We start from the raw sequence: 19,267 nt of genomic DNA on the forward strand, positions 1-19,267 counted from the left end.
GCTAGAGGCTGGCAACCGACTGAGTCTATCCCTGGATGGGGAAGGGACCACCATAGGTAGACCCGGCCCTACAGCTGCTCTACCGAATCACCCAGTATAGGGGATACTCTCCCACGGTGTACCCTAATGTCTAGGTTTATAGAGTGGTAAGCCTAAGGCCTATGATAGGGGTCAACAGAGTTGACGTGGAGCCTGCTACGGTATCTTAGGGAGAATCCAGAGATACTCCGTGAGAGCCTAAGAAAGCGTGGCATGGATCCATCACTTGTTGATAAGTTGCGCAAGCTAGACGAGGAGTGGCGTAGGCTAAAAAGGGCTGTAGATGAAATCCGTCATCGTCACAACATAATAACACGGAGTATAGCAAAAACTAAGGATCCCGAAGAACGCAAGAGACTCATAGAGGAAGCTCGAAAACTGCTCAAGGAGAGAGAGCAACTTGAAGAGAAGCTAAAGCGTGTGGAAGCTGAACGCGAAAAGCTGCTGCTATCACTACCCAATATCGTTCACGAGTCCGTCCCTGTAGGAGATTCTGACGAGTATAACGTCCCTATAAGATTCTGGGGCCGGCCCAAGGTGTATAGAGGTTTCCTTGAAGCCTTCCGCGAACAAACAGAGAAGTGGGGATTTAAGGTAGACTACGAAGTCATAGACTGGAAGCCCATAGGCCACGCTGACATGCTAGAACACGTCCTAAGACTTGGCGATACCATGAAAGCTGCAGAGGTAGCTGGCTCTCGCTTCTACTACTTATTCGACGACCTTGTATGGCTAGACTTCGCGCTATTAATGTACGCTATCGATCATCTGACATCAAAGGGGTATAAGCTAGTACTACCACCATACATGATAAGACACAAGATACTCATGGGCGTCATAGACATGGACACATTCGAGGATGCCATCTACAAGATAGAGGGTGAGGATCTATACCTGATCGCAACAGCCGAGCATCCTTTGGCAGGTCTATACTACAACGAGGAAATAATGGAAGACGAGCTTCCGCTAAAGCTGGTGGGCGTCAGCCCTTGTTTCCGCAAAGAGGCTGGTGCCGGTAACAGGGATCTCAAGGGCATATTCAGAGTACACCAATTCCACAAGGTAGAGCAGTACATCTACGCTAAGCCTGAGGAGAGTTGGGATCTACTAGAGGAGCTTATACGTAACGCCGAGGAGCTATTCCAGGGACTTGGACTACCCTACCGCGTTGTAAATGTCGCCTCTGGGGAATTAGGAGCACCAGCCGCAAAGAAATACGACCTAGAGGTATGGATGCCTGCCCAGGGCCGGTACAGGGAAATGGTTAGCGCTAGCAATACTACTGACTGGCAGAGTTATCGACTCAACATAAGACTCGTGAGAAGAAAGGGAATGGTACGAGAGTACGTACATACTCTTAACTCTACAGCTATAGCCTCCACAAGAGCCATTACGGCTATCCTTGAGAACTTCCAAGAGCCGGATGGTACTGTCGTAATACCTAAGGTTCTGCGAAAGTATCTAGAGCCTTTCACCAAGGCACCCAAGGATGCTATACATCCAGTGAAGAAGGAGAAGGAGTAACTTCTTCCGTACTCATTACACACTAACACTATAGGAAGCTTCTATGTTGTATTACCGGCTGGGGTGCAGAACTTTATGGATTTAAAGCAACGAGTTCTCGACCTTGTAGAGAACGCCCCACAGATGAACAAGGCAGCTTTCTATAGTGACCCAATCGTTGAGAGCATGGTAGAAGAGCTGCAGTCTCGATGGGAAAAAGCGGGATACCAGGGAGAGCCGATAGACTATGCCACGCCGGAGGAGCTAGAGAAGCTCTATGAACTCGCAAAGTACTATGCATCACTCCCTCCATGGAAAGCCTACCGCATCTTTAAGGAAAGAGTTGAGGGTCGAACTACTAGAAAGAACTAGACCAAATATATTCAATCTATCATGAACTTATATGAGGTAGTAGAAATAGAGGGGTTTGTATCTCTAGACTTACGAGGGCTGTATAACATTGGTTTTTGACCGCTACGCCCCAGAGAGGCTATGGAGAATGGTAAGACCCGACGCCGTCTACGTATGGAGCGACGAAGAAGTACGCAAGAGACTATCATGGTACTACGGAGTAATGACAAACGAACTTCCGGCCAAGTTCATGATTGCCAGAGTCGTTGAAGTCGATGAGAATCCATACAGTCTGGATTATGATAGCTTAACCGATGTTAAAAGGAGGGCTAAGAAAGAATTTGAAAAACTGTTTAATCAAGCACGTTCTGGTAGGCTAACATTTGACATATTTGCTAGAGAATTCAAGGAAAGACCAAGATACTCTCTACTAGACGTTGACGCTGCCTTAGCAAGGCTGTTGTCTAAGCCGTGTAGACTCTGCGAGAGGCGCTGCATGATTGATAGGAGTAAACGTATTGGCGCCTGCCGGCTAGACGATAAAGTCTATGTGCATAGCTGGTTCCACCATCTCGGCGAAGAGGCTCCCCTAGTGCCCAGCGGCACAATATTCTATGGTGGATGCAACTTCTCATGCGTCTACTGCCAGAACTACGATATTAGCCAAGTAGTACCGCGGTATGGAGAGGTTGTGGACACTCGAAGACTTGCTTGGATTCAGCGCATGCTGCGTATGCATGGCGCACGTAACATAAACCATGTCGGAGGAGAACCTACACCCAACTTACCCATTATAGTCGAGTCTCTACTCTATCTAGATGTTAATGTACCTCATATATGGAACTCAAATATGTACATGACCGTAGAGACTATGGATATCCTTGTTGATATAATAGACTTGTGGCTCCCAGACTTCAAGTATGGCAACAATAAATGTGCTATGAGACTTTCAGCTGTACCACGCTATTTTGAGGTAGTTACACGTAACTTGAGAATAGCTGTCGAGTCTGGAGATATGATAATTAGGCATCTCGTGCTACCGGGGCATGTTGAATGCTGTAGTATAAAGGTGCTCAAGTGGATAGCGGCTAACTTGCCACTCGACCGGATACTGGTAAACATAATGGATCAGTATAGGCCGGAACACCTTGTAGCAAAGTATCCGAAACGCTGGCCTGAGCTAGCACGGCCCGTATACCGTGAGGAAGTAGATCGTGTATGTGCCTACGCCAAAAGACTCGGCATAATCTATGAGCCTGTTAGCTAGGAGGCGGCCTCTTCCATGGCTAAGCCTCGCCGCGTGCTGATCCTGGATGGCTATACTGACGAGCCGGCGGGATTCGGGGTTCCTCCATACATAGACGTATATCCAAGATATATTGCAGGCGCGTTTTGGCATATTGACAAGTCAATAGAAATTCACTATCTAACCGTAGACCAGGCACGAGTAGACATAAGAGAATTCGTAAAGAAGGCAAACACCTACGACACTGTAGTAGTTATAGCTGGTGCTGTCGTGCCAGGAAAGTATCTAGGCGGCGAGCCCATAAAGCTAGAAGAGCTTAAGCAATGGTTCAGACTCGTAGATAAGCCTTTCAAGATACTTGTTGGTGCTGCTGCACGCTGGGGAATAGGCAACGAGGGAGGAACTGTAGCATCGCTCCCAAAGTCGGTAAAGGAGAACTTTGACGTAATCGTGACTGGCGACCCCGAGGCATACATCTTAGACTATACCCGTTATGGTCCCGAACACGCCGAGCCATGGCGTATAGTAGACGACATGAATATCGTAAGCGAAGTAGCAGTTAAGGGAGCCAGGATTGTCAGACAGCACCCCAACCACGGATATAACCTCATAGCGGAGATAGAGACTTTTAGAAGCTGCAGTCGATGGATCAGTGGAGGCTGCAGCTTCTGTGTAACAAAGCTATACGGGAGGCCAAAACAGCGTAGCCCTCGAGACATTGTGAGAGAAGTTGAAGCACTATACCGTGCCAGAGTACGTCATTTCCGCATAGGGAGACAAGCTGACATACTCGTCTATGGAAGCACCTCGCTCGGACAGGAGGAGTGGCCCCGTCCGAACCCCCGGGCACTTGAACAACTCTTCTACGGAATTAGATGTGTTGCACCCGGCTTGAAGACTCTTCACATTGATAACATGAATGCTGGCACTATCGTCCGGTATCTAGACGAGAGCATAGAAGCACTGAAAGTGATAATAAAGTATCATACTCCTGGCGACGTAGCCGCGTTAGGCATAGAAACTGCTGACCCGCGTGTAGTGAAGGCTAATAATCTCAAGACTCTCCCCGAAGAGTCCCTCAAGGCCATAGAAGTCATCAACCACTATGGCAATAGACCAGGCTATAACGGTCTTCCTGAATTGCTGCCAGGCATAAACTTTGTACTAGGGCTCGCTGGCGAGACTGCTGAAACCTATAGGCTAAATGAAGAATTCATAAAGACTATCTATGAGAGGGGGCTGCTACTCCGCCGCATTAATGTTAGAAAAGTCCTCGTACTTCCAGGGACTACAATGGCACGAGTAGGTACAAAGATCATACAGAAGCATCGAAGTCTTGCAAAAAGATTTCAACGTATTGTGAACGAGTATTCGAGGCGTTTCCTCGAACGTCTACTACCCCGCGGCTCTATGCTCAGCTACGTCTATGTCGAGCGCTATGATGCTAGACTTGGGGTTACCTTTGCTAGGCAAGCTGGCAGCTATCCTATTGTTGTCGAGATGCCTTGCCGAGTCGATGCTCCTGCCGTGATTAGAGTCGCCATCTATGGTTACTCGGGGCGGAGCGTAAGAGGTCTACCTGTACCTCTTAATGCTAATACTGCTAGAGTTACAACTATTGCAAAGCTATTAGGAAGGAGCAGGGCAGCAGTTATAGCTTCTCGTAGGCCCTTCCGAAGCGTTGAGGAGCTATATAGTGTCCTAAAGCCTGAGGAGTATAGGTATTTCTCTCTTAGCGGGTTTACATGCTAAGTATCTATGGCTGCGTATGCCTTTCGGTACAGACGACTAGCCGCTTTTATACAGCTGCTGAAAGCTAATAATTGCGAGAACGGGGCTGCCTGGGTGATACGCTATGGCGTTGACAACGGTGACGCGTAGGAGTAGCGGCGGAGCCGAGGAGAACGTATTAGATGCTCCTGCAAGCTATGATGCCAAGACGAAGACCGTATCTATCGCTGGCAGGCACATAGCTGTTGGAGGGCCAGTACCGAAGCTGAGAGATAGCGAGAAATTCGTGTCATACACTACTAGCATATGTCCCTACTGTACACGTCTACTACCCGCAGTCATATACGAGAAGGATGGAAGCATATACATAAGGAAGGTGTGTCCAACCCACGGGACTATAGATGAGCTATACTTTAGCGACGCTAGACAATTCTATCGTTTCATGAGCCTAGAAGAGGAGGGCGTGGGTGTAACACCACATGTAAAACTAGCAGCACCGTGTCCTTTCAACTGTGGTCTCTGTCCGCGTCACAAGAACCATACAGCGTTAGCTAATCTTGTTGTCACTAACCGCTGCGACCTCTCTTGCTGGTACTGCTTCTTCTATGCAGAGAAAATGGGCTACGTGTATGAACCAACGCTCGAACAGATACGCGAAATGATAAGACAGTACAAGAAAGAAGGCGTCACTATGTCGGTACAGATTACCGGCGGCGAGCCTACACTACGTCCAGACCTAGTCGAGATAATAAAACTGCTGAAAGAGGAAGGTGTGACACACATACAGCTAAACACGCATGGCATAACCTTTGCTAGACTATGGTTCGAGAAGGGCATAGATGCTGCTGTCAGCTATGCACGAGCACTTCGCGAGGCAGGTCTAAACACTATATACATGAGCTTCGACGGTGTAACACCACGGGCTAACCCTAAGAACCACTGGGAAGTACCATACACGCTCGAGGTATTCAGAAAGGCAGGTATGACAAGCGTCGTATTAGTACCAACAGTGATAAAGACTATCAACGATAACGAACTTGGAGCTATAATAAAATTTGCAGCAAAACACATGGACGTAATCCGCGGCGTAAACTTCCAGCCCGTAAGCTTGACAGGCCGCATGAGAAAGGAGGAGCGGCGCCGTTATCGCGTGACAATACCCGACGTCCTAAAGTGGGTGGAAGAGCAGACTGATGGTCAGATACCGGCCGATTCATGGTTCCCTATACCAGTTGCAGCAAAGGTAGCATACTTCCTTGAGGCAATGAGTGGCGAACTAAAGGTATGTATGGGTAATCATCCGGCTTGCGGGTCCGCCACTTACGTCTTTGTTGAGAGGGGAAATGACGGACTACCCAAGCGCTTTATACCGATAACAGAGTTCTTCGATGTAGAAGGCTTCGTAGAGTATATAGATGAAAAAACCGCTGAACTCCGCAAGGAGGAATTCACCTCAACCAGTAAGTTTAAGCGTACAATACGCCTCGCCGCCATAGTCAAAGACATATCAAGGTTTGTCGACAGAGAGCGGATACCCAAAGACCTCAACATAACTAAGCTGCTAGTCAACGTATTCGTCAAGAGGAATTACGATGCGTTAGGAGAGCTTCACTATAGGATGCTATTCCTAGGCAACATGCACTTCATGGATCAATATAACTACGATGTTGAACGCGTCATGAGGTGTAACATACACTACCTAACACCCGACGGCAGAGTAATACCATTCTGTACTTATAATGTATTGAATGATATATATAGAGACTATGTGCTGCGCAAGTACCAGATATCTCTAGAAGAGTATGCAAAGATACACGGTGAAGACTCAATAGGGCCCGCAGTAAAGTACGTGCGCAATATAAAGCTGCTAAAGAGTTCACCTATATACTATGAAGCCTATAAAGGAATAGTACCTGACGACATACTCTATGGAAGAAAGAAGGAGTAAATGCTCTGTCTATAGCTTGAATAGTTTTTCAGCATTACGTAGCACGTGATTTTGTACAATGTTTTCTTCAATACCCTTTATAGATGCTATAACACCTACTACCTCACGTACCATGGCCGGGTTTAGCTTCATTCCACGGTACTCATAGGGTCCATCACTCTCGGTGAGCATCATTGATAATGGTGCGTTTTGGACCACTGCTTGGTGCTTACGTTGTATCTTTACTGCCGGGTTTATCGATATCATGTATCCAGATGCTTCAATGTCTTTTAGCAAGTATAGAGGCCCTGTATACCAGTGGAACATAGCACGTTCTATATCGTAGCGGACTAGGAGGCTGTACACTTCCTCCCACGTACCAGCAGTATGGAGGTTTAGCACTAGCTTGTTATCTCTGGCTGCTTCAAGAAATATCTTGAAGACCTCACGCTGTAGCTCTATGGTTTCGCCTACAAACTTTGTATCAAGCCCTATCTCGCCTAGACACTTAATGTTGTTCTCCAACGCAAGCTCTATGATCTTTCTTGCCGTATTTAGCGCCTCTTCTCTCTTCTTCACGCTCCACGGGTGTAGACCTACGCATGGCACTACATTCCTGTGCTCCCTTGCTATTTCTACCACCCTATTGCTTGTCTCTAGGTCGTCGCCGACAGCCACTATCACTATATCGCTCGATGTAAACCGTCTGAGTTCTTCCTCTTTGTACTCATGTAGATGACAATGTGCATCCACATACCGGCTTGACCCGGCCATTGTTCATTCCCTCTCATGGTATAGGCTTAGGTTTGTCCGTCCTAACTAAGTTCTCGCCGAGCACCACCATATTGTAGAACCTGGATGACATTTGATGACCGTTAGGATGTAATATGGGCTAGCAGCCGCAGTGTAATAGCCTGGGGCGGTGACGACCATCCCGAACATAGAGGCTTCCGATGACACTGTGGCGGCTGGCTGAGCCCCTCAGCCCGTAAAAGACTCATCATTACAGAGGCCGGCGTCAGTTTAGGCGGCCTTGGGCATCACAGGGGGCTACTTAACTACAGGACTATAGTTTCACTATTGTGATGTCTTTACGCGCTGGGAACGCGACATTTAACACTCTTATACCATCGAGCATTGCCTCAAGCCGCCTCGAGTTATGTGCATGCCCGTGTATAGCTATGTCGGGTCTGGCTTCGAGGAGCGCTCTCTCTACTGCTCTGCTTCCAAGCTCTGGCCAGATTTCTTGCTTCTCGCCCTCGAGTGTAAGGTACGTTGGAGCGTAATGCGTCACCACTATTACTATGTCTGTCCGGTTCCGAAGCTGGCTGAGCACGATTTTCATTCTCTCAGCTCTACGCTTGTAGATAGTTTCTATGCCTGGTATGTTTCTGCGCTGCCACCTTGTAGGTCTGTCAAGGGCTCCTCTGCTACCATATATTGCTATTGATTTGCCCTCCTCCTCTACCACTATGTAGCTATCATTGAGCCATACTACATTGTCATATGCTCTGACGAATTCGTGCTCACGACTCATATACTCCTCATTACCAAACACAGCCACTATTCGCGCCTCGGGGCATTTTCTCTGAGTAGCTTCTAGTACTGGGCGTAGCGCCTCTACGCGTCCACGTTCAACCATGTCTCCAGCCCATATCACTAGGCTGGCCTTCTTGCAATCCTCGGCATGGCGACTAAGCGAAGCCATGTAGTACAACAAGTAGCGAGGGCTATGCACATCACTAGTAGCGATTATAATCATGAGGCGTGCACCGGCACTAGCTCTCTTGGGGCGAGTAGTTAAAGGAGGATAGGGAGCGCGGTGAATACGTCCCGGCCCTGCTCATCCCTTAGTGCTCCGTGCGGAGCTGTTGCAGGGCCATTGAGTTTCTCTAGCCTTTAGGGGCTCTATAAGGGCTTCTTGGCTCCACTAGTAGTGGAGGGTCAGTAGCGTTCCGGCATTCATCACGAGTCTTGAACTGTTCAGCGACCCTCTTACACATCACGCCCTACAGCGTGGTGATCTTCCAGGAAGCTCAGCCCTCTACTAGTGCCGGAGCTGATAAGGCTTCATAAAGGGGCTGGAGCTGCTAGTGGAGTTGCTGGAGGATGAGGAGCTGAGGGCTGAGCCTCCTGTAGCAGGGCTATGAGGAGGCTGAGCTACGCTGAGCACCCCTTCCGACGGGGTTACTCGAAGATGGATGCCAGGCTACTCTCTGTGATCGGGCGAAGCCTGAGAGTTTACGTGAAGCCTCCGCTGCAACGGATATCAATAGGCCTTGGGATACTTGCTGCAAGGAATGCAGGCGGTTCGACAATATATGCTGCCGACCCCATCAAGAGCATTGTAGAACATGTAGCGGATGCCCTTGGTCTAGACGTTGAGGTCGAGAGATGCCGCGAGGATGCTGACAAGAACGCTGTATTTCTCTGGTGTAGCCCGGCAGATAGTCCTCTATTTGTTGCAGGTCCCGAGATAAGACAACTGGCTAGATACGGGCTAGAGCGCATGATCGTGAAGACTATTGGAGTTGGTGTCTATCTGCTTGAGGTTCCTAGGAGGGGTATGCGCGAGTATGTCAGGCTAAGCGGTTACATACCGGTACCCACAGAGCCCCCCTGCAGAGAAGATGTCATGGAGATTCTAGGTGAGGCCATAGAGGGAGGTGTTGCCCCACTACGGGACGTCGTCGACATTCTTTCCTCGGTTCTAGGCGTGAGGCGCGTAGAAGCCAGGAGACTTGTCTTAGAGCTTGCAGAAAAGGGGTGTGTAGAGCTGGTCGACGGTGGTAAGGCTGTAAGACTCGGAGTATAGACCTTAGGGAAATAGCGAGGTTGACCGTGTTTTACTCTACTCTATAAGTATTGCTGGCCGTAGTGGTATCACTTGTCTAATCTTCTGCTGCGGCATCTTATTCTCGGCTTCGTCTACGTAGTATACCTCTATTTGCTCTATGCCCGTCTTACGCACTATGTAGTCTTTTAGCTGCACTATTGCAGCTTTCTCGTCGAACTCCTGCACACCATCTATCAGCGATAGCAACGCCTCGTCGGCGCTGCGGAGGAACTCGTAGAGCTTACGTGTAATCTGTGCCGCGTCCTTCTTGGGAACACCTGCGTTTATTACTGCCCTTATCGCGTCACGGAGCTGACCACGCTTAGCGACATAGGATGAGACTATTCTAGCTATGTGCCAGCTTTCTGGCTTTGCAACAGCTATTACTAGTCTCTTAGCTTCACCCTTGTATACACGCAATATAGATTTCACATCCTCAACTATCTTGTCCACGTAGCTGACAATTAGCTCCACTTCAGGGTCACGCTTCTCCGGGTCTACTGATGGCCACGTCTCTATGGAGACGAATGTGTCTTTGCCTAGGATCTCATGCCATACCTCTTCGGCTATGTGAGGCGCTATTGGTGTCATCATCTTTGTCCAGCTTTCAATGTACTCCTTTAGGGCTGGGCCAGGCTTGCCGCCGCGTAGTTCTAGGTACTTGGCTACGTCGTTCTCCATTTCGTAGAGTATGTTTATAGTGGCAGCTCTTGTACGTAGCTCGTCAAGCGCCTTTGTAGTTGCCTCGATCCGCTGCTGTAGCATGCTTAGCAGCCACTTATCTGCTATAGTTTCCTCGCTGTCCATGCTTCTGGAGAGCCTAGCATAGTTCTCAAACTTGCGGAGCTGGCTCATCACACTCTTTGCTAGGTCTTCCGAGAAGTTGGCATCCTGTAGTATCTCTGCAGCAGCTAGTAGTGTAGCCCGAACGGTGTCAGCACCGTATACTCTTAAGGCTCTGCGTAGCGGCACTATATTGCGTAGACTCTTGCTCATCTTCTTTCCTTCTAACAGCACGAAGCCGTTTACCACTATCTGTCTAGGCCACTTGTCCCTAGGGAATATGGCAGCATGGTTGAATATGAAGAATGTTAGATGATTTGGCACTAGGTCTCTACCACTGTGCCGTGAGTCTAGTGGATACCAGTAGTCGAAGTCACGCCGTAGCTCTTCTACTATCTCCCTCTTTATCCCAGTCTTTTTAGCTACTTCCTCGGCCGAGCCTTTTCCTAGCAGTACATAGTCCCAGAATTCTACTGTTAGCTGTTCCGGCTTAATTCCATACATCCTTATTTTATGAATAATAGTGTAGAACGCCATGTATATTGTAGAGTCGCTAAGGCTCTCTATTATCCAGCCCTTGGCCCATGGCAGCTCGGTGCCCAGTCCTCGGGTACGTGCTGCTGCACGCTCATGCAGCCAGTCAATGGTCTTAACGAATTCCTCTCGCATATCCTCTGGCACGATCCTCATAGAGTTTAGGAGCTCGTATGCCAGCTTCTTCCACTCAGAGTTACCATAGTCTATGAACCACTGATCCTTGAGCACCTTAACTACTATTTCTGTTCCACAGCGACAATATACTGGCCGGTTGAGTACCTCGTACATCTTGTCCCCATAACCTAGCGCAGCCAGCCATTTCGTCGCCGCCTCCCTGGCCTCTACAACACTCTTGCCAGCTATCCATGCCTTCACTGGAGCTACCGCGAAACTACGATACGGCTCTGGCATATCACTGTAGACATGTTCAATTATATCCTCGCGTACTACACCATAGTGGTATTCATCGCTGTACAGCTTCTTTGTAGCCTCGTCTAGTAGATCGCGCTCTTTCTGACTCTTTATGCCCATTTTCTCTACTATTTCTTTAGCTGGTATCTCCCCATAGCCCTTTACCCTTATGAGCGGTATAGGCCGTAGCTCGTCTGGATCAACGCCTAACCTCTCAAGTACCTCGGGATGCTCTCTCTTCAGCTCTTCTAGGGCCACATAGTCGTATGGAGCATGTGCTGGCACGCTCATTACTATGCCACTAGCCGTGTCAGGATCTACGAACTCTGCGGGAAGTATCGGCACAGCCTTACCAGTTGCAGGGTTTCTTGCACGTTTGCCTAATAGCTCTTCACCCTTTATGGCAGCCTCCTCTACTACATCGTCACGCTGGAAGCGTAGCTTGAATGCTGCTCGCTTGCTTACAATGTATCGTTTACCGTCTAGCTTTACTACCACATACTCAGCCTTCGGGTTTACCCAGATATTGGTAACACCGAAGACGGTCTCAGGCCGCAGCGTCGCTGCTGGCAGGTATAGGTCCTTCTCGAGCTCGAATAGTATCAGTGTGAACTCGCCTATTTCAGGCTCTACATCACCCTTAGTATCATGCATGCCTACTGGCATGTTGTGAAAGGGGCACCAGCCAACTGGGTGCGTACCCTTCTTTATCAGTCCCTTCTCCTTGAGCTTCGTAAACTGCCATACTATGAATCTCTTGAACTCCTCGTCTATCGTTGTGAACTCTCTTCTCCAGTCTATGCTATAGCCTGACTCTATCATAGCCATCTTAGCGTCATTGTGGAAGTATCTTGCAAGCGATAGCGGTTCTTTTAGCTTCTCTATGTCCTCGGGTGGCACGTCATAGACTTCTATCATTAGCTCTATTAGCTCACGGTCACCCTTAGCTATTGACTCTGCCATAGTGAGTATTGGGGTGCCAGTATAGTGGAATCCCATAGGGAATAGCACATTGTAGCCGCGCATTCGTAGATAGCGTGCATAGACGTCTGTTATGGTATATGTTCTACTGTGCCCTAGGTGTAGCGGGCTATTAGGATACGGGAATGCAGCTGTTATGAAGAACTTGGGTTTACTCTCGTCGGGCTCTACCTCGAATATCCTAGACTTCATCCACCTCTCTTGCCACTTACGGGCTATCTCGTATAGCTTTGCGGCAAACTCGTTTATGGGCTCTTTTCTAGACACTATGTTCGAAGCAATAACTGACCACCCTCCCCCTCGAGGATTCTAACAGCCCCACTAAACCTAGCGAACAGCACTCGTAGGGGTCCCGTCCACGCTGCAGCGAGCCCATCTTGGGGAAATAAGTATTCAGCCAATACAGCTAGGCTACAAGCTAAAGGTGTAGAAGCAATTTAGGAGGCTAACTCCTGGTGCCGCCACGGAGGCCTAATGGGCGGGGAGGAAGAGACCTCTTGGAGTATGTACGAAAGACTATGAAGGAAATAGTCTTGTTCGTCGACAAGGTTATCGATAGGCTTAACCCAGAGCAGGTTAAACAGATGCTCGATACTCTCGAAAAGGCCTATCGTAGCGGTCACAAGGTACTAGTAATGGGAGCCGGTCGTAGCGGGCTCGTGGGTAGAGCCTTTGCAATGAGGCTTATGCATCTCGGCTTCAACGTATACGTACTAGGCGAAACGATAACTCCAAGTATAGGGAAGGACGACGTAGTAGTAGCGATATCAGGATCAGGTAGGACAAAGCTCATAGTTACAGCCACAGAAGCTGCCAAGAAGGTTAATGCCACTATAATAGCAGTGACTAGCTATCCCGACAGCCCCCTAGGCCAACTAGCTGACATTGTAGTTGAGATACCGGGAAGGACGAAAATGGCCCCAGATATAGACTACTTCGCACGCCAGATATTAGGCATACATGAGCCACTAGCGCCTCTAGGAACACTCTTTGAGGATACAGCGCTGGTGTTCCTCGATGGAGTAGTAGTAGAGCTAATGCATAGGCTTGGAAAGAGCGAGGCTGACTTGCGAGCCAAGCACGCCAACATAGAACTCTAAGTTTGGAGCAGCCTAGCAGCATTGTATTGTGCCCCGTAACCCTTTACACTTGTTGTTCCGTTTCTCGGTCTCCTAAGGGATTGCAATGTCATCCAGAGATTCTGGGAAGAGGCCTCGGCCCAAGATACCTCAAGGGAGCATTATAGGCGTCTTTGATCCCTGGAGAAGTAGCCTCTGCACGTGCCCGCTCAAGTACTCTCTTAATCCATATACTGGGTGTAGCCATTTCTGCCTCTACTGCTACGCTACGTCATACATAGGACGGAGGAAGAGCACTCCTAAGAAAGACTATAGAAGAAGATTACTACGCGATATAAGTAGGATAGATCCACGTTACCATATAGACATCTCTACTAGCAGCGATCCTTACCCCCCGGAGGAAGCAACATACAAGATAACCCGCTGGACTCTAGAACAGCTCATACCAAAGGGCTTCCGCATACTCATAGTTACTAAAGGAGTCCTCGTTGCACGTGACGCAGACATACTATCTATGGGTAACGCCGCCGTAACAGTAACAATCACTACTATGGATCGAGAAATAGCTGCTAAACTAGAGCCTGGCGCGCCTCCACCACAAGAGCGAATACGTGCACTCGAAAAACTATCGAAGGCAGGCGTCCCGGTAGGGATACGGCTAGATCCCGTTTTCCCTCTACTTACAGACGAGGAGCACATGATTAAAGAAGTTCTAGAAGCTGTACGGAACGCTGGAGCGAGGTTTGTTGTCACTTCCGTGTACAAAGCTAGGCCCGACAACCTACGCAGAGTCGTTTCAGCATTCCCCGAGCTCGAGAAAAATTACAACGAGATATACCGTAGACAGGGAGAGAGGATTAGCGGCTACTGGTACCCACCTAGACATCTTAGGAAGAAAATCCTGGATAGAGTTAGGACACTGGCACTAAGCTACGGCTTCGAGTTCGCTACATGCCGTGAAGGATTCCCTGAAATGAACACTGCACCCACATGCGATGGTTCACACCTCATACCTCTAAGGATAAAGCCAGAGCACCGACAGAAAGAGCTAGACAACTGGCTGAGAGGATAAGAAGCCACGCAGACTCTCGCCGAGCCTTCTCAACTCGGCGAGTACAAGCCTGCGCGGAGGCCATCCGGACATATCATCCTTGAGCTGTCTCACGCACTCCCTACAAACCCGCACAACTGGGTTTACTTGTATAGAGCAGACTTCGCACACAGGGCGGCCACAAATATTGCAGCTAGCTATTGCTAGCTTCTCGCCACAAAGACGGCAACGTGCCTCATTACACACTATACACTTGTCTCTAGCCCAATCACTGTGGCAGACTCTACGCCTACATACGGGACACTCGTAACTGGCTTGAGATGAACCACAAACTTCACATAGGGCTACACTAGTCCTCATTCTTCTGCCTCACTCTCTTCAAGTTCTTCAATTACCTCCTCAGATTCTTCCTCCTCCTCGGGCTCTATTCTGCCACGCCTAACCTGTAGCGATGCTATAATCGACTCTGCGAGCTCCTTTATCCTCAGCAACTCGTTTTTGGTCCTCGCATATATTACCGCCCTATACTTATCTGAGCCATCAGGCTCGATAGCTATCACTGCATTCCCTGCCGCCATGTACATTTTTGTAGCAAATCTGCTAACTTTAGTTGCAGGCACACTAACCTCTGTCCGGTATCTCATCCCATTTACTGGAAGCTTGTCCACACTCTCCGCAACCATACCGTAAGGTGCAGCACCTCGGGTCTTCTGACGGCCACGCTTACGCCGCTGCTGCTGTATTGTATAGACCTCTTTTAGCAATAGCCAGGTATCACCATGCCTTATCAGCACCTTCAAAACAGTCCCCCAGGACATAGTTAGTAGAGATTATTGTTATATTAAGACTGACCTCAATCGACTGATTAGACGTGTTAATCACCGTAGAGTACTCCAAGCCTATCAGATATCACACCCTTACGCACAAGGTTCTCATACGTTCGCCATATACGTTTCATAGTCACATGTCTTACATCGAATCCCCTCTCATGAAGGATTTCAAGGACATAGTCGGGGAACTCGTCGGGATGACCCGAGAAACTCCTAACAGCCTCCACGACAGCCTCTACCACATCACGAGCACTAGGATATGGCTTCATTTTTGCCCGCTGCCTAGGGTATATGGTCTTCTCCGCTTCTAGTACCTCCTCAAGCACGTCCTCTGGGACGTAGTCTAGTTCGTCACTCAACGCCTCTTCTCCTCTAGATGCACTGATACCACTAGCCGTCTCCTCAGCTTTCCGCGCGAGGTTACTCCTACATCCTCTCCAGTGCTCTGAACTCTCACATTATAGTGCTTCTTCAAATGCCTCACTATCTTGGACGCGCTACCTCGGTCTAGAAGTAGAAAGTCCACGCCATTATCGTACTCTATAATATCAACTATCGAGTTTGCTATCTGGCTGCTCTTCTCAATAACCGGTGAAAGCAGCGTTGCCAGCCTTTGTGGTGTTTCGCCGCGCAACTGGAGTAGAACATTGTAGTCTCCTCCTCTAACGTCCTTACATGCCGGACATATAGTGGGCTTCGCTCTAACGTCTATATCGTAGCTTACAGTCACTTCCGTGTCAACACCTCTAAGCCGTACTCTGAATATGGCTCGGTATATCGTCCTCCATGAGGGCACCGTGAGAGGTTCTACAGACTCTAGCCTATAGTACTCTACAATATCGCTGCATGGAGCTACTTTCTCCACTAGATACCATTTGAGGAACTCTGTACCCGCAACCTCTAGGTCGCCACCCTCAGCCCACCGGTATCCAAGTCTTATAGATCCACACTGCTTACAGTACTCAAAGTTAATCTTCTCTGGGACGCACAGGACGCGGCGTGTCTCCAGGTAGCAGCCAAGGCAAAAGGCACCAACACTTTCGCCGCTTCTAAGAACTCGGCCACACCTTGCACATATACGCTCCATCTCAGCTGCTCCCATTGAATCCTCTAATAACTTGGTAGCGTCCTATACTTCTTACCAGGGCGCCATCCAGCTGGTTACGCGCTGTGATGAGATAGACCCGGGTGGAGCCGAGCGGGCCGTGCTCTCGGCCCAGTGGCTGTGACGTATCCTAGTCCAGCTGAGGCCGCCGCAAGCGTGGTGTTACCAGCCCGGTAACCCTATCCCCTCCTATAGGCTGCTTATCTAGCTCCGGGGATAGCCTGTGGTAGCCATAGATGCTGAACACTTCACGCCAGCTCCCCTCCCGGCCGCTGAGCCGATAGCCAGCCAAACCGATGATAAACACAGCTTAGTACGCGACATAGCTTTAGTAGCTTCAATAAGCTCTGCTCTCGACGAGCTAGGCATACAGTGTAGCGAGTGTAAGGAGCACTTCTACACACTACTCTCCGAGTGGGCTAAGCAAGTAGAGGCAGAGTACATCAGGGACGCAGCAGTCATAGCAGCAGACAAGAAGAGGGACGCCACAACGCTAGTCAACATATGGGGAGAGGAGGGTTTTGCACTAGTACTAAGCTACGTAGCTTCCGACTCCTGCAATATAGACCTACTTAGAGAGGTCGTAACGGAGATAACAGAGATTCTGGGTTTCAGCAGCGATGCTGCTAGAGAGTTTAACGCGCTGGCAGCAGAAGCCGACTGCAAGAGGCTTAGAAGCCTCATAGTTCTAGCTTTAATGATTCCACCGAGGGGCTAGCCCATTGGGTTATGCAAGGCTAGACCTGCTATACGTTGTCGGCAAGCTTTCGGAAGCAGCTATAAGGAAGGCTACAGGGCTAAGCTATAGCCTCAATGATATACCGAGAAGCCTCCAAGATGCTGGAGAGGAAATCGTCGAAAGAGTTGCAGAGCAGCTAGTAGTAGACGATAATGACACACTGCGCTGTAGGATTTGCGGCAGAGGACCCTTTACCCGTAAGGGGCTCTACCTCCACATAAGACGCGTCCATCTCGACACAGTCTATGATATAGTCAAGAGCGAATTAGAAGCCTACTTGTGGAGGCTTAGGAACACATAGCGAGCATCATGAGGGTCTGAAGGGGTGGAGCACGCTCATCGCCCAGCTAGTATGCATCTGACTATGGGCTCGCCACTGGAGTCTATCTTCACCCCCTCAAGTTACTCTTAGTGACTATGCGGAACCCTCTATCGGTCTCTATCACTACACCCCATACGCCTTTCGGGAGTTCTATTTTCCCTATTGACACGTAGAATGCTTCCCGTGGCCTAGCTCTTCTAAGTTTGTCGAGCGGCAGAGTACCATCAACCCCATCTTCTATAACGCGTAGCGAGATTAGCTTTGCAGGCCGAGGAAACAGTATGACCCCATCTACGGTGGCGAACCCAGCTGTCTCAACCTCCTCTCCTCGGTGGTTGAACCTTATCACCTCAACAACGTAACCTGGTGTACGTGAGTATCTTTCATGCAGATCACTTATCACGTCAAGTACGTCAGCCGACACATAGTCTACCTCTTTCTCTAGCTTTAGTACAGTCATTTTCACCCCAGCTATTCCTACATCGATCGCCTTGTAGAATCTTGCTACAGTCTTTGAGCGCGGCATGGCACACTACACCCTCCAGAGCTACTATAAACAATAGCTAGCAGCAGCTAAGTATAGTAGTGGTGTGATGCCACCACTCTTTGAGCTAGCTGCTCCATGCTGCTCTAACCGTATCGTACAGTAATAAGTCAAGCAGTAGACAGAAGGGTAATCCTAGTAAGGCTGCCTATTTAGACTAGTACTCGCACTAAATACAAGCATACGGAGTTCTGTATACGCGGCCCGGTGAAGAGGAACCTCCAAGCGTTACTACGGCGGGGCTGAGCCCCGGGAAGGGATAAGGGGGTGCTATGACGAGTCAGCCGGGCCTGGAGGGCCGCCTTACACAAAACTAAAACCTAGACTGTTAGGCTGAAAAGGAGTAGGATGCTCTTGGTCTACTTCTTGTATCCTATCTTTCGGAGGAAGATCCTTCTCTCGGCTATGTCATTCTCTGTTTCAACGCCCACTGGTGTATAGCCGTCTATTACGCCTAGTACTCCTCGTCCCTGCTTGGTCTCGGCAACTACTACTTGTAGAGGGTTTGCAGTAGCAGCAAATATTGTTACCACTTCTTGCACGTTCTTTATCGAATTGAGTACGTTTATAGGCCAGGCATCCTTAATGTATATGACGAAAACGTGGCCAGCAGCTATCCTTTTAGCTGCCTCTATCGCTAGCTTGCGTAGCTCGTCGTCATTACCCTCATGCCTTATCAGCCTCTTCTGGCTTGCCTCGCAGAACGCTATACCAAACTTTACTCCGGGCACACTGGTCACTAACGCCTCATAAATGTCCTCTAGAGTCTTTATGAAGTGTGCTTGACCTATGATTACATTTACCCCTTCAGGGACAGGTACGTCGACAACATGAATCCGCACAGCGTCATTCTCCACGACTCTACACCGTATAGGTATAGGATAACTGTTATTATTTAATATGCGTATACACTTAATACTGCTTATTACTCTATTATAGCGCTTACCATTATAGACTATTTCTATCTTATGATGTCTTCTATAAGTCATGTTACATTATTCATATATGTTCACATTACATTCCAGTGATTCATAAAAACAGTGTTAATGGTTATGCCACCCCTCTATACAGCCCGACATAGCCAGTCTCTAGCCTATAATCGTCAAGTTACTTACCCATGTTTTATGCTCCTTGAATACATATTCTTTTACCATTATGTGATAATGTATTTACGTAGCCATTTCGTATCAACCATACTTTATATACCTATACTTTAGCGTAGTATGCAACCAGACATACCCCAAGTTCTTTT

Annotated in this window: 18 protein-coding genes; 10 read left to right on the forward strand and 8 right to left on the reverse strand. The window is 48.7% G+C overall.

Features of this window, described 5'->3' with window-relative positions; genetic code table 11:
• Nucleotides 1–180: 180 nt before the first annotated feature.
• The 5 genes from serS to tes all read left to right on the forward strand — a co-directional run bounded on the left by serS (nucleotide 181) and on the right by tes (nucleotide 6,818).
• On the forward strand, nucleotides 181–1,563 hold the full coding sequence (gene serS / locus Pyrde_RS05475; RefSeq protein WP_055408888.1) for a serine--tRNA ligase: 1,383 nt from the start codon (nucleotides 181–183) through the stop codon (nucleotides 1,561–1,563).
• Between the two features lie 75 nt (nucleotides 1,564–1,638).
• Nucleotides 1,639–1,914 (forward strand): hypothetical protein, encoded by a 276-nt coding sequence (locus Pyrde_RS05480; protein WP_055408890.1) that lies wholly within the window; start codon nucleotides 1,639–1,641, stop codon nucleotides 1,912–1,914.
• A gap of 88 nt (nucleotides 1,915–2,002) precedes the next feature.
• Nucleotides 2,003–3,160 (forward strand): radical SAM protein, encoded by a 1,158-nt coding sequence (locus Pyrde_RS05485; RefSeq protein WP_420806966.1) that lies wholly within the window; start codon nucleotides 2,003–2,005, stop codon nucleotides 3,158–3,160.
• Between the two features lie 15 nt (nucleotides 3,161–3,175).
• A complete protein-coding gene (locus Pyrde_RS05490) occupies nucleotides 3,176–4,891 on the forward strand; it encodes a radical SAM protein (RefSeq protein ID WP_055408892.1) in 1,716 nt (571 codons plus the stop codon).
• A 103-nt stretch (nucleotides 4,892–4,994) separates the two neighbouring features.
• Entirely contained in the window at nucleotides 4,995–6,818 is a 1,824-nt protein-coding gene (tes, locus tag Pyrde_RS05495) for a tetraether lipid synthase Tes (protein WP_055408894.1), read from the forward strand.
• A gap of 9 nt (nucleotides 6,819–6,827) precedes the next feature.
• Here tes and Pyrde_RS05500 read toward each other — a convergent pair whose 3' ends face one another.
• A complete protein-coding gene (locus tag Pyrde_RS05500; protein WP_055408896.1) occupies nucleotides 6,828–7,571 on the reverse strand; it encodes a TatD family hydrolase in 744 nt (247 codons plus the stop codon).
• 292 nt (nucleotides 7,572–7,863) lie between these two features.
• Nucleotides 7,864–8,559 carry a metallophosphoesterase family protein gene (locus tag Pyrde_RS05505; protein ID WP_055408898.1) on the reverse strand — a complete coding sequence of 232 codons (696 nt, stop codon included), beginning with the start codon at nucleotides 8,557–8,559 and terminating at the stop codon, nucleotides 7,864–7,866.
• A 435-nt stretch (nucleotides 8,560–8,994) separates the two neighbouring features.
• Here Pyrde_RS05505 and Pyrde_RS05510 point away from each other — a divergent pair, with 435 nt between their 5' ends.
• Complete coding sequence (locus Pyrde_RS05510) at nucleotides 8,995–9,612, forward strand: hypothetical protein (RefSeq protein ID WP_143522004.1); 618 nt, start codon at nucleotides 8,995–8,997, stop codon at nucleotides 9,610–9,612.
• A 36-nt stretch (nucleotides 9,613–9,648) separates the two neighbouring features.
• Here the strand turns inward: Pyrde_RS05510 and leuS are convergent, their stop codons facing one another.
• Complete coding sequence (gene leuS, locus Pyrde_RS05515) at nucleotides 9,649–12,594, reverse strand: leucine--tRNA ligase (RefSeq protein WP_055410786.1); 2,946 nt, start codon at nucleotides 12,592–12,594, stop codon at nucleotides 9,649–9,651.
• A gap of 269 nt (nucleotides 12,595–12,863) precedes the next feature.
• Between leuS and hxlB the strand changes: the two genes are divergently transcribed.
• On the forward strand, nucleotides 12,864–13,445 hold the full coding sequence (hxlB, locus tag Pyrde_RS05520; RefSeq protein ID WP_055410788.1) for a 6-phospho-3-hexuloisomerase: 582 nt from the start codon (nucleotides 12,864–12,866) through the stop codon (nucleotides 13,443–13,445).
• A gap of 85 nt (nucleotides 13,446–13,530) precedes the next feature.
• On the forward strand, nucleotides 13,531–14,496 hold the full coding sequence (locus tag Pyrde_RS05525) for an SPL family radical SAM protein (protein ID WP_055408902.1): 966 nt from the start codon (nucleotides 13,531–13,533) through the stop codon (nucleotides 14,494–14,496).
• A gap of 335 nt (nucleotides 14,497–14,831) precedes the next feature.
• Here the strand turns inward: Pyrde_RS05525 and Pyrde_RS05530 are convergent, their stop codons facing one another.
• The 3 genes from Pyrde_RS05530 to Pyrde_RS05540 all read right to left on the reverse strand — a co-directional run bounded on the left by Pyrde_RS05530 (nucleotide 14,832) and on the right by Pyrde_RS05540 (nucleotide 16,392).
• On the reverse strand, nucleotides 14,832–15,275 hold the full coding sequence (locus Pyrde_RS05530; RefSeq protein ID WP_055408903.1) for a hypothetical protein: 444 nt from the start codon (nucleotides 15,273–15,275) through the stop codon (nucleotides 14,832–14,834).
• 74 nt (nucleotides 15,276–15,349) lie between these two features.
• Nucleotides 15,350–15,664 carry a hypothetical protein gene (locus tag Pyrde_RS05535; RefSeq protein WP_055408905.1) on the reverse strand — a complete coding sequence of 105 codons (315 nt, stop codon included), beginning with the start codon at nucleotides 15,662–15,664 and terminating at the stop codon, nucleotides 15,350–15,352.
• Complete coding sequence (locus Pyrde_RS05540) at nucleotides 15,661–16,392, reverse strand: 60S ribosomal export protein NMD3 (RefSeq protein WP_180385409.1); 732 nt, start codon at nucleotides 16,390–16,392, stop codon at nucleotides 15,661–15,663. The genes Pyrde_RS05535 and Pyrde_RS05540 overlap by 4 nt, the downstream gene beginning before the upstream one ends.
• A 241-nt stretch (nucleotides 16,393–16,633) precedes the next feature.
• Between Pyrde_RS05540 and Pyrde_RS05545 the strand changes: the two genes are divergently transcribed.
• Both Pyrde_RS05545 and Pyrde_RS05550 read left to right on the forward strand, forming a co-directional pair.
• Nucleotides 16,634–17,128 carry a hypothetical protein gene (locus Pyrde_RS05545; protein WP_055408909.1) on the forward strand — a complete coding sequence of 165 codons (495 nt, stop codon included), beginning with the start codon at nucleotides 16,634–16,636 and terminating at the stop codon, nucleotides 17,126–17,128.
• 4 nt (nucleotides 17,129–17,132) lie between these two features.
• On the forward strand, nucleotides 17,133–17,450 hold the full coding sequence (locus Pyrde_RS05550) for a hypothetical protein (RefSeq protein ID WP_055408910.1): 318 nt from the start codon (nucleotides 17,133–17,135) through the stop codon (nucleotides 17,448–17,450).
• An 88-nt stretch (nucleotides 17,451–17,538) separates the two neighbouring features.
• Here the strand turns inward: Pyrde_RS05550 and Pyrde_RS05555 are convergent, their stop codons facing one another.
• Nucleotides 17,539–17,997 (reverse strand): hypothetical protein, encoded by a 459-nt coding sequence (locus Pyrde_RS05555; RefSeq protein WP_055408912.1) that lies wholly within the window; start codon nucleotides 17,995–17,997, stop codon nucleotides 17,539–17,541.
• A gap of 377 nt (nucleotides 17,998–18,374) precedes the next feature.
• Entirely contained in the window at nucleotides 18,375–18,872 is a 498-nt protein-coding gene (locus Pyrde_RS05560) for an adenosine-specific kinase (protein ID WP_055410790.1), read from the reverse strand.
• Between the last annotated feature and the right edge of the window lie 395 nt (nucleotides 18,873–19,267).

The organism is Pyrodictium delaneyi (assembly GCF_001412615.1).
GTDB classification, from domain to species: Archaea; Thermoproteota; Thermoprotei_A; order Sulfolobales; family Pyrodictiaceae; genus Pyrodictium; species Pyrodictium delaneyi.

Excerpts from the sequence above, each read along its gene's own strand:
- Pyrde_RS05480 (WP_055408890.1), top strand. The coding sequence starts at position 1,639 with ATGGATTTAAAGCAACGAGTTCTCGACCTTGTAGAGAACGCCCCACAG.
- Pyrde_RS05490 (WP_055408892.1), top strand. The coding sequence starts at position 3,176 with ATGGCTAAGCCTCGCCGCGTGCTGATCCTGGATGGCTATACTGACGAG.
- tes (WP_055408894.1), top strand. The coding sequence starts at position 4,995 with ATGGCGTTGACAACGGTGACGCGTAGGAGTAGCGGCGGAGCCGAGGAG.
- Pyrde_RS05500 (WP_055408896.1), bottom strand. The coding sequence starts at position 7,571 with ATGGCCGGGTCAAGCCGGTATGTGGATGCACATTGTCATCTACATGAG.
- Pyrde_RS05505 (WP_055408898.1), bottom strand. The coding sequence starts at position 8,559 with ATGATTATAATCGCTACTAGTGATGTGCATAGCCCTCGCTACTTGTTG.
- Pyrde_RS05510 (WP_143522004.1), top strand. The coding sequence starts at position 8,995 with ATGGATGCCAGGCTACTCTCTGTGATCGGGCGAAGCCTGAGAGTTTAC.
- hxlB (WP_055410788.1), top strand. The coding sequence starts at position 12,864 with ATGAAGGAAATAGTCTTGTTCGTCGACAAGGTTATCGATAGGCTTAAC.
- Pyrde_RS05525 (WP_055408902.1), top strand. The coding sequence starts at position 13,531 with ATGTCATCCAGAGATTCTGGGAAGAGGCCTCGGCCCAAGATACCTCAA.
- Pyrde_RS05540 (WP_180385409.1), bottom strand. The coding sequence starts at position 16,392 with ATGGAGCGTATATGTGCAAGGTGTGGCCGAGTTCTTAGAAGCGGCGAA.
- Pyrde_RS05555 (WP_055408912.1), bottom strand. The coding sequence starts at position 17,997 with ATGCCGCGCTCAAAGACTGTAGCAAGATTCTACAAGGCGATCGATGTA.